This window comes from Pseudomonas sp. 5.2 (assembly GCF_059025405.1).
The window spans coordinates 42364-50045 of the sequence record NZ_JBYBHH010000026.1 but is presented as its reverse complement, the minus strand read 5'-3'; the positions used below and the strand labels follow the sequence as shown (position 1 = coordinate 50045).

Annotated in this window: 8 protein-coding genes; 3 read left to right on the top strand and 5 right to left on the bottom strand. The window is 65.3% G+C overall.

All coding sequences use genetic code 11. The features are described 5' to 3' along the window. Window positions 1-103: 103 nt before the first annotated feature. The 3 genes from AC5PZ0_RS26935 to AC5PZ0_RS26925 are packed head-to-tail and all read right to left on the bottom strand — an operon-like array spanning window position 104 to window position 2749. Window positions 104-691 carry a TetR/AcrR family transcriptional regulator gene (locus tag AC5PZ0_RS26935; RefSeq protein WP_265967340.1) on the bottom strand — a complete coding sequence of 196 codons (588 nt, stop codon included), beginning with the start codon at window positions 689-691 and terminating at the stop codon, window positions 104-106. A gap of 12 nt (window positions 692-703) precedes the next feature. Further along, the gene (locus AC5PZ0_RS26930) at window positions 704-1552 is read right to left on the bottom strand and encodes a 3-hydroxybutyryl-CoA dehydrogenase (protein WP_493856096.1); all 849 of its coding nucleotides are present in this window, start codon (window positions 1550-1552) and stop codon (window positions 704-706) included. A gap of 12 nt (window positions 1553-1564) precedes the next feature. Continuing rightward, window positions 1565-2749, bottom strand: coding sequence for an acetyl-CoA C-acyltransferase family protein (locus tag AC5PZ0_RS26925; RefSeq protein WP_274888671.1), 1185 nt, complete (start codon window positions 2747-2749; stop codon window positions 1565-1567). A gap of 168 nt (window positions 2750-2917) precedes the next feature. Between AC5PZ0_RS26925 and AC5PZ0_RS26920 the strand changes: the two genes are divergently transcribed. Then, window positions 2918-3934: an AraC family transcriptional regulator gene (locus tag AC5PZ0_RS26920; protein ID WP_099429779.1), complete on the top strand. Its 1017-nt coding sequence runs from the start codon at window positions 2918-2920 to the stop codon at window positions 3932-3934. 10 nt (window positions 3935-3944) lie between these two features. Here the strand turns inward: AC5PZ0_RS26920 and AC5PZ0_RS26915 are convergent, their stop codons facing one another. Continuing rightward, window positions 3945-4382, bottom strand: coding sequence for a carboxymuconolactone decarboxylase family protein (locus tag AC5PZ0_RS26915; protein WP_027593712.1), 438 nt, complete (start codon window positions 4380-4382; stop codon window positions 3945-3947). A gap of 199 nt (window positions 4383-4581) precedes the next feature. On the opposite strand from AC5PZ0_RS26915, the gene AC5PZ0_RS26910 reads away from it, so the two are divergent. Together AC5PZ0_RS26910 and AC5PZ0_RS26905 are read left to right on the top strand one after the other, a co-directional pair. Next, window positions 4582-5040 carry a nucleoside deaminase gene (locus AC5PZ0_RS26910; RefSeq protein WP_027593711.1) on the top strand — a complete coding sequence of 153 codons (459 nt, stop codon included), beginning with the start codon at window positions 4582-4584 and terminating at the stop codon, window positions 5038-5040. Further along, window positions 5037-6233 carry a cyanate transporter gene (locus AC5PZ0_RS26905; RefSeq protein WP_274888666.1) on the top strand — a complete coding sequence of 399 codons (1197 nt, stop codon included), beginning with the start codon at window positions 5037-5039 and terminating at the stop codon, window positions 6231-6233. Before AC5PZ0_RS26910 ends, AC5PZ0_RS26905 begins: the two co-directional genes overlap by 4 nt. Here the strand turns inward: AC5PZ0_RS26905 and pdxR are convergent. Continuing rightward, entirely contained in the window at window positions 6226-7659 is a 1434-nt protein-coding gene (gene pdxR / locus AC5PZ0_RS26900) for a MocR-like pyridoxine biosynthesis transcription factor PdxR (protein WP_027593709.1), read from the bottom strand. The two genes, AC5PZ0_RS26905 and pdxR, sit on opposite strands and share 8 nt — an antisense overlap. Window positions 7660-7682 lie beyond the last annotated feature (23 nt).

The following is a 7682-nucleotide window of genomic DNA, read 5'->3' as shown; positions in this document are numbered from 1 at the left end:
CAAGGCTGCTCCTACAAAAGCGTGCGCGATTGCAGCCATAGAGAAGTAGGTGCCCATGCCGGCCTCTTCGCAGCGCAAGGCTGCTCCTACAACAGCGTGAACGTTAGCGCAGGGTTCGCTCGATTCCTCCCAGCAACAGGCTTTCCATCAACCCCAGCCCTTCGCCTTCCGGCAGGCGCCGTGCCTGCAGCAGCCCTGGCAACTGGTTGAGCAGCGTCGCCAGCACATGCGCGGTTGCCGCCAGTGCTTCGCCTTTGAGGCTTGCCCGCGGTGCAATCAGGTGCAGCACCCCGGTTTCGTAACGCCTGCGCAGCAGCAGCAGGCGCGCCTGTTGCGCTTCGCTCAAGCAGCAAAAATCCCGCTCTGCCAGGCGAAACTGCAACGGCCGCTCGGCATGCAACTGCCAATGCGCCGCAATCAGGCACGACAACGCCGAACCACCCCGTGCCATGGCCCTGCGCCCAAGGTCCAGGGTCGCCTGCAGCTCCTCGTACAACTCTTCGATCAAGTCGTACAGCAGGTCCTGCTTGCTGGGGAAGTGGTGGTACAGCGAGCCCGCGGTCAGCCCGACGTGGGCCGCCAGTTCACGCATGCTGACCTGGCCGAAGCCCTTTTCGGCAAACAGCGCCATGGCCCGGTCACGTCGCTCTTCAAAATTGGCACAGCGCATTGCAGCGTTGACCGGGGGCATGGCACTTGCTCCTCAATAGGTGAAGAAACCGCGGCCGCTCTTGCGCCCCAGCCAACCGGCCGCGACCATTTCCTTGAGCAACGGCGCTGGGCGGTACTTGCTGTCACTGAAGCCCTCATGGAAGGCCTCCATGATTGCCAGCAGGGTATCCAGGCCGATCAGGTCGGCCAGTGCCAGTGGGCCGATCGGCTGGTTGCAGCCCAGGCGCATGCCAGTGTCGATGTCCTCGGCACTGGCCAGGCCTTCCTGGCGCACGAAGATCGCTTCGTTGATCATTGGCACCAGAATGCGGTTGACCACAAAACCTGGGCGATTGCCGGCGCTGATCGGGGTCTTGCCCACCTTCTCGGTCACCAGCAGGGCCTGGGCATAGGTGCTGTCGCTGGTCTGCAGGCCACGGATGATCTCGACCAGGGCCATCATCGGCACCGGGTTGAAGAAGTGCACACCGATGAACCGCTCGGGGTGCTCGATGCTCGCGGCCAATTGCGTGACCGACAGCGACGAGGTGTTGGTGGCGATCAGGCAGTCGGCGGCCACGCTGGCAGCCACTTGCTGAAGGATGCGCTGCTTGAGCTGCAGGTTTTCGGTGGCTGCCTCGATCACCAACTGCGCGCCACTGAGTTGCGCGTAGTCGGTGCTGGTGCGAATACGGGTTTTCGCCGCCTCGGCCTTTTCGGCGTCGAGCGTGCCTTTGCTGACCTGGCGCTCGAGGTTCTTGCGCAAGGTGGCCACGCCACGCTCCAGCGCGGCATCGGAAACGTCCACCAGCAGCACGTGGTAGCCCGCCACGGCGCACACCTGGGCAATGCCGTTGCCCATGGTGCCCGCGCCGATCACGGCAATCTGTTCGATGTTCATGTGTCAGTTTCCTCAGACGCGCTCGAAGACCACGGCGATGCCTTGGCCGCCGCCAATGCACATGGTGGCCAGGGCGTAGCGGCCCTGAATGCGGTGCAGTTCATGGATGGCCTTGGTGGCGATGATCGCGCCGGTGGCGCCGACCGGGTGGCCGAGGGAGATACCCGAACCGTTCGGGTTGACCTTTTCCGGGTCGAAGCCGAGCTCGCGGGCCACGGCGCAGGCCTGGGCGGCGAAGGCTTCGTTGGACTCGATCACGTCCAGGTCCTGGATGCTCAGGCCGGTTTTTTCCAGCACCTTGCGGGTTGCCGGGATCGGCCCCAGGCCCATCAGCTCGGGCTCGACGCCGGCATGGGCGTAGCCCACCAGGCGTGCCAGCGGTTTCAGGCCCAGGCGGCGCACGGCGTCACCATTGGCCAGCACCAGGCCGGCCGCGCCGTCGTTGATGCCACTGGCATTGCCGGCGGTGACGGTGCCGTCTTTCTTGAACACGGTCTTCATGCCCGCCAGCTGCTCGGCGGTGACATCACCACGCACATGCTCGTCGACGCTGAACTGTACGCTGCCTTTGCGGGTTTTCAGTTCCAGTGGGACGATCTGGCTGCTGAAGCGGCCTTCGGCAATGGCACGTGCGGCGCGGCGCTGGCTGGTCAGGGCCAGCTCGTCCTGCATTTCACGGGTGATGCCGTGTTTGGCCGAGACGTTTTCGGCCGTGATGCCCATGTGGAAGTGTTCGAAGGGGTCTTGCAGCACGCCGACCGTGTAGTCGATGCCTTGCAGGTCGCCCATGCGTGCGCCCCAGCGGGCTTGTGGCAGCAGGTACGGGCCGCGGCTCATGGACTCGGCGCCCGCCGCCAGGGCCACATCGGTGTCGCCGAGCAGCAGGCACTGTGCCGCCGAGACAATGGCCTGCAGGCCCGAGCCGCACAGGCGGTTGACGTTGAACGCCGGGGTTTCCTTGGGGATGCCAGCGTTCATCGCTGCAACCCGCGCCAGGTAGGCATCACGGGGCTCGGTGGGGATCACGCTGCCCATCACCACATGGCCGATTTGCCCGGCGTCCACGCCCGCGCGTTCGATGGCGGCACGGGTTACGGCGGTGGCGAGGTCGGCCAGCGGCAGGTCCTTGAGGGAACCGCCAAAGCCACCAATGGCTGAACGGACGGCACTGACGACGTAAATTTCTGCGCTGCTCATAGGGGCTCCGATTGCGAAGGCATGGCGGGACCGGGCCTGGCTCTGCGAGAATGGCGGGCGATCCCTTCGTTCATCCGAGTCTAGGCAAAGGCTCTGTCAGAGCCTATGCCGGATCTGTTCAATCAACCTGGCACTTTTTGCCACTCAGCATAGACAGCGAAATCCGCCATGCGCGATAGCGATACGGTCGCCGTGTACTTCCTCGAAGCCATGCTTCATGCCCTGCGCGAACGCCCGGACGTGCGCGATGCACACCTGCGTGCGGTCGGTATCGACCCGCAACTGCTCGAGCAGCCCCAGGCCCGCGTGCCGGCCAAGGCATTCGCCCAGCTGTGGCTGGCCCTGATCCAACTGTTGGACGACGAGTTTTTCTGCCTCGACAGCCACGGCATGCCGCTGGGCAGCTTTGCCCTGATCTGCCGTGGCTTGATTCAGGAGCCGAACCTGGAAAAGGCCTTGCGTCAGTGCATGGGCGGTTTTGGCCTGTTTCTGCGTGACCTGCGCGGTAGCCTCACGCTACGCGGCGGCAGGGCGGTGATCAGCGTGCAGTCGAGCATTGCCGACCCGGTTACGCGCGTGTATGCCGAAGAAACCTACCTGGTGCTGATGATCGGCTTGCTGTGCTGGCTGGCAGGGCGGCGCATTGCCATCGACCGCACCGAGCTTGCGGTATCGCGCCCTGCGCAGGACGATGACCTGCTGCTGTGGGGGCCTGACCTACGCCTGGGCAGTGGGCGTACCGAAGTGGAGTTCGACAGTGCCTACCTGCGCCTACCAGTGGTGCAGGACCTGCCGGCCTTGAAGACCTTTTTGCGCAGCGCCCCCCAAGGCCTGGTCATTCGCTTTCGCAACCAGAACGGCCTGGTGGCCGAGGTGTATCGCCACCTACGCGCACGTCGCTACGGGCAATGGCCGACGTTGGCCGCGTTGGCCCAGGTGCAGGGAATCAGCGCCAGTACGTTCCGCCGTCAGCTGGAGCGGGAGGGGCGTTCGTACCAGCAGATAAAGGACGAAGTACGCCGGGCGATGGCCTTCGAGCACTTGCGCGAAGGGGTGCTGAGCATCGCCGAGGTTGCCGAGCAGGCCGGGTTCCAGGAGCCCAGTGCATTCCACCGGGCGTTCAAGAAGTGGACCGGGCAGAGCCCCGGCAGCTATCGAGCCAAGTTGACCGGGCGCAGTGGCTAAGCCGACACCATCAGGCCGGCACCATCGCAAAGCCGACGCCGAAGCGGTTCCAGGCATTGATGGTGGCGATGGCCAGCGTCAGGTTGACCACTTCCTGCGGCTCGAAATGCGCTTGCAGCGCTTCGTATTCCGGTTGTGGCGCACCGCGCTCCGGCAGCCGGGTCAGGCACTCTACCCACGCCAGTGCGGCACGTTCACGCGCAGTGAAGTAGGCGGTTTCCTGCCACACGCTGAGCGTTTGCAGGCGTGCTTCGGTTTCGCCGGCCTGGCGTGCGTCATTGGCATGCATGTTGACGCAGTAGGCGCAGCCGTTGATCTGCGAAGCGCGCAGGCGCACCAATTCGAGCAGTGAATTCTCCAGGCCGCACTTGGCCAGGGCCTGTTCCAGGCCGACCATGGCTTTGTAGGCTTCCGGTGCGTGCTTGGCCCATTCAATACGTGTGTTCATGGTGTTCTCCAGAAGGTGTTGGGTGGACATGGCGCTACCTTAGCGCTGTGCAGCGATCAGCCCGATAGCCAATCGCACACTTTGCCCGGAGGCCAATCCGGGCATTCAGGTGGCCACTGAGGTGCATCCAATCTCTTCATTTCTGCCGGGGCCGGCAAGCCGGGATAATGGCCAGGTCTTGCAGAAGGAGTACCGATTCATGTCCGAAGAACGCTATATGCGCGAAGCACTCGAACTGGCCCGCACCAACATTCAGGCCGGTGGCCGGCCCTTTGGTGCGGTGCTGGTCTACCAGGGGCAGGTGGTGGCGCGCGCGGTCAACGAGATCCACAGCACCCAGGACCCGACCGCCCATGCCGAGATGCAGGCCATCCGCAAGGCCGCGCATGCCTTGGGCCAGGCTCGTCTGGACGGTGCCGAGGTCTACGCCAGCGGTCACCCGTGCCCGATGTGCCTGGCGGCCATGCACCTGTGCGGCATCGAGCGTGCCTGGTTCGCCTATGACAACGATGAAGGCGAACCCTTCGGCTTGTCCACCGCTGCGGTGTATGCGCAGATGGCGCGCCCACCGCAGCAGCAGAGCCTGCCGTTGCGGCCGCTGAAACCCAGTGGCGAAGCCGGCCTGTACCTTGAGTGGAAGCAGGCCAACACGCAATGAGAACTGCCTTGAATCTGTTGCTGGTGGTGCTGCTGGCGCTGAACTTGCGCCCGATCCTCACCAGCGTCGGGCCGCTGCTCGAACCCATGCGCGCCAGTACCGGCCTGGGCTATCAGCAGGCCGCACTGCTGACCGCGTTGCCCGTGTTGTGCATGGGCCTGGTGCCGTTGTTGCAACCTTGGTTGCGGCGCTGGATCAGCGAACATGGCGGCATGCTCGCCGGCTTGTCGGCCATTGCGCTGGCGTGCTTGTGGCGCCTGCAACTGGACAGCGCCTGGGGATTGATTGCCAGCGCGGTGGTCGCCGGCCTCGGCGTGGCGGTGGTCCAGGGCATGATGCCGGGGTTGGTCAATCGCTGGTTCCCGACCCGCCTGGCTGGGGCCATGGGCATGTATTCTGCGGCCTTGATGAGTGGTGGCGGCTTGGCGGCGGTGCTTGGCCCGCATATCAGTGGGTACTTTGGCCATTGGCAGGCCGGGCTGGGCCTGTGGGCGATCCCGGCGCTTGTGGCGCTGCTGGCCTGGACGCTGCTGCGGCCACGGCAGGCTACGCCGACGCTGGCGGGTGCCGCAGGCGGGCATTGGTTCGGCACCCGCCGTGCCTGGTTGCTGGCGGTGTATTTCGGTCTGATCAATGGTGGCTATACCAGCATGGTCGCTTGGTTACCGGCCTATCACCTGGAGCACGGCGGGACCGCCCAGGGCGGTGGTGACCTGGTGGGGCTGATGACGATCTTCCAAGTTGCCGGCGCGCTGGGGCTGCCGTTGTTGCTGCGCCGCTGGGTGGACCGTCGGCCTGGGTTGTGGCTGGCGCTTTCGATCCAGCTGGCCGGCTTCCTTGGGCTGCTGCTGGCGCCCACGCTGAGCATGGGCGTGTGGGTGGCGATGATCGGCTTTGGCCTGGGGGCGTGCTTCAGCCAGAGCCTGACACTGACCCTGGAGCACCTGAAAACACCCGCCGAAGCGGGGAGCCTGGCGGCCTTTGTTCAAGGGATCGGCTTCATCATTACCGGGATCGTGCCGTACATCACGGGCTGGTTGCGCGACGTCAGTGGCGACTTCCAGGCGTCGTGGGTGCTGTTGACCGTGACCGTGGTGGCGATGTTGCTGGTGACGGCCTGTTTCGCGCCACGCGGCTACGCGGCAGCTATTGCCCGTTCGGTGCCGAACGGCCAGGCCGCGTCGGTCAGCTAAGGCGTTGCAGGGTATCGCGAACACGGTCAAGGGCGGGGTCGATGTCGAGCAATTCGATGGCGCCGAAGCCCATTACCAGCCCAGGGCGCACAGGCACGTCACTGAAGAAGGGTGCCAGCGAGTAAAGGCCGACCTCCACCTTGCGTGCGAGGTTGGCCAGCAGTTCGACATCCACCCCCGGCTTGGCCAATGCGCTCAGGTGGAAACCGGCGCTGGCCGGCACGGCGCTGAACCAAGGCGCCAGGTCGCCGCCCAGGCGGGCGAGGATGCGCTCGCGGCGGGCACTGTAGACATCGTGGCAGCGGCGGATGTGCTTGTTCAGGTGGCCCTCGCTGATGAAGCGCGCCAGCGCCCATTGCAGCAGGGTCGGGCTGTGCCAGTCGCTCAGGTGCTTGGCCACACAGGCAGCCTTCAGCACCGCGGGCGGCAACACGGCGTAGCCCAGGCGCAGCTCCTGCAGCAGGGTCTTGGAGAAGGTCCCGACGTAGGCCACCAGGCCATGCCGGTCGAGGCGCTGCAAGGCGTCGGCGGGCGGCCCCTGGTAGCGGAATTCGCAGTCGTAATCGTCTTCAATGATCAACGCGCCAAGCTCGGCGGCGCGTGCCAATAACGCCCGCCTGCGCGGCTCGCTCATCGGCATGCCGAGGGGGAACTGGTGTGACGGGGTCACGTAGATCAGCCGCGTGCCGTCGGCGATCTGCTCGACGCACATCCCTTGATCATCGACCGGTATTGATTGCAGGCGTGCGCCCAAGGCCAGGAACAGTTGACGGGCCGGCGGGTAACCCGGGTCTTCCATGGCCACCGGGCAGCCCGGTTCGATCAGTACCCGGGCGATCAGGTCCAGCGCCTGTTGCGCGCCATTGCACACCAGCACGTCCGCTGCGTTGCAATGCACGCCGCGAGCGTAGGCGATGTGGTGGGCGATGGCTTCACGCAGCTCAGGCAGCCCCTGGGCAGAGAACTGCCGCTCGGGGTGCCGCTGGCTGCGGCGCAGGGCGTAGTTCAGGCAGCTGCGCCACTGGTCGAACGGGAACTGCGTCTTGCTCGACGCACCGCCAACGAAGTCATAGCGCGACGGTGCTTGCAGTTGCGGCCTACCCAGCACGGTCGCGCGTTGTTGCCAGCGTTCGAGGGATGCCGCAGCCGCCAAGGGGATGGCCGTTGCCTCGTTCGAACGCAGGGGGTGGCGCGGAGTGATGAACGTGCCACGGCCGACCACACCGCTGAGCAGGTTGTCATAGGTAAGCCTGGAGTACGCTTCGGCCACGGTCTTGCGCGACACGCCCAGTTGTTCGGCCAGCAGCCGGGTGGGCGGCAATTGGCTGCCGGCCGCCAGGTGGCCACTGTCGATGCCCGCGCGCAGTTGCTGGTAGAGCTGGTCGGCGAGGCCTTTACGGCCTTCCAGGCGGATGTGCAGTTCCATGAAACGATCCGGTGCAGGGGAGT

Bases quoted from the DNA above. Each gene is read 5' to 3' on its own strand.
- AC5PZ0_RS26925 (WP_274888671.1), bottom strand. From the start codon at position 2,749: ATGAGCAGCGCAGAAATTTACGTCGTCAGTGCCGTCCGTTCAGCCATT.
- AC5PZ0_RS26930 (WP_493856096.1), bottom strand. From the start codon at position 1,552: ATGAACATCGAACAGATTGCCGTGATCGGCGCGGGCACCATGGGCAAC.
- AC5PZ0_RS26935 (WP_265967340.1), bottom strand. From the start codon at position 691: ATGCCCCCGGTCAACGCTGCAATGCGCTGTGCCAATTTTGAAGAGCGA.
- AC5PZ0_RS26905 (WP_274888666.1), top strand. From the start codon at position 5,037: ATGAGAACTGCCTTGAATCTGTTGCTGGTGGTGCTGCTGGCGCTGAAC.
- pdxR (WP_027593709.1), bottom strand. From the start codon at position 7,659: ATGGAACTGCACATCCGCCTGGAAGGCCGTAAAGGCCTCGCCGACCAG.
- AC5PZ0_RS26920 (WP_099429779.1), top strand. From the start codon at position 2,918: ATGCGCGATAGCGATACGGTCGCCGTGTACTTCCTCGAAGCCATGCTT.
- AC5PZ0_RS26910 (WP_027593711.1), top strand. From the start codon at position 4,582: ATGTCCGAAGAACGCTATATGCGCGAAGCACTCGAACTGGCCCGCACC.
- AC5PZ0_RS26915 (WP_027593712.1), bottom strand. From the start codon at position 4,382: ATGAACACACGTATTGAATGGGCCAAGCACGCACCGGAAGCCTACAAA.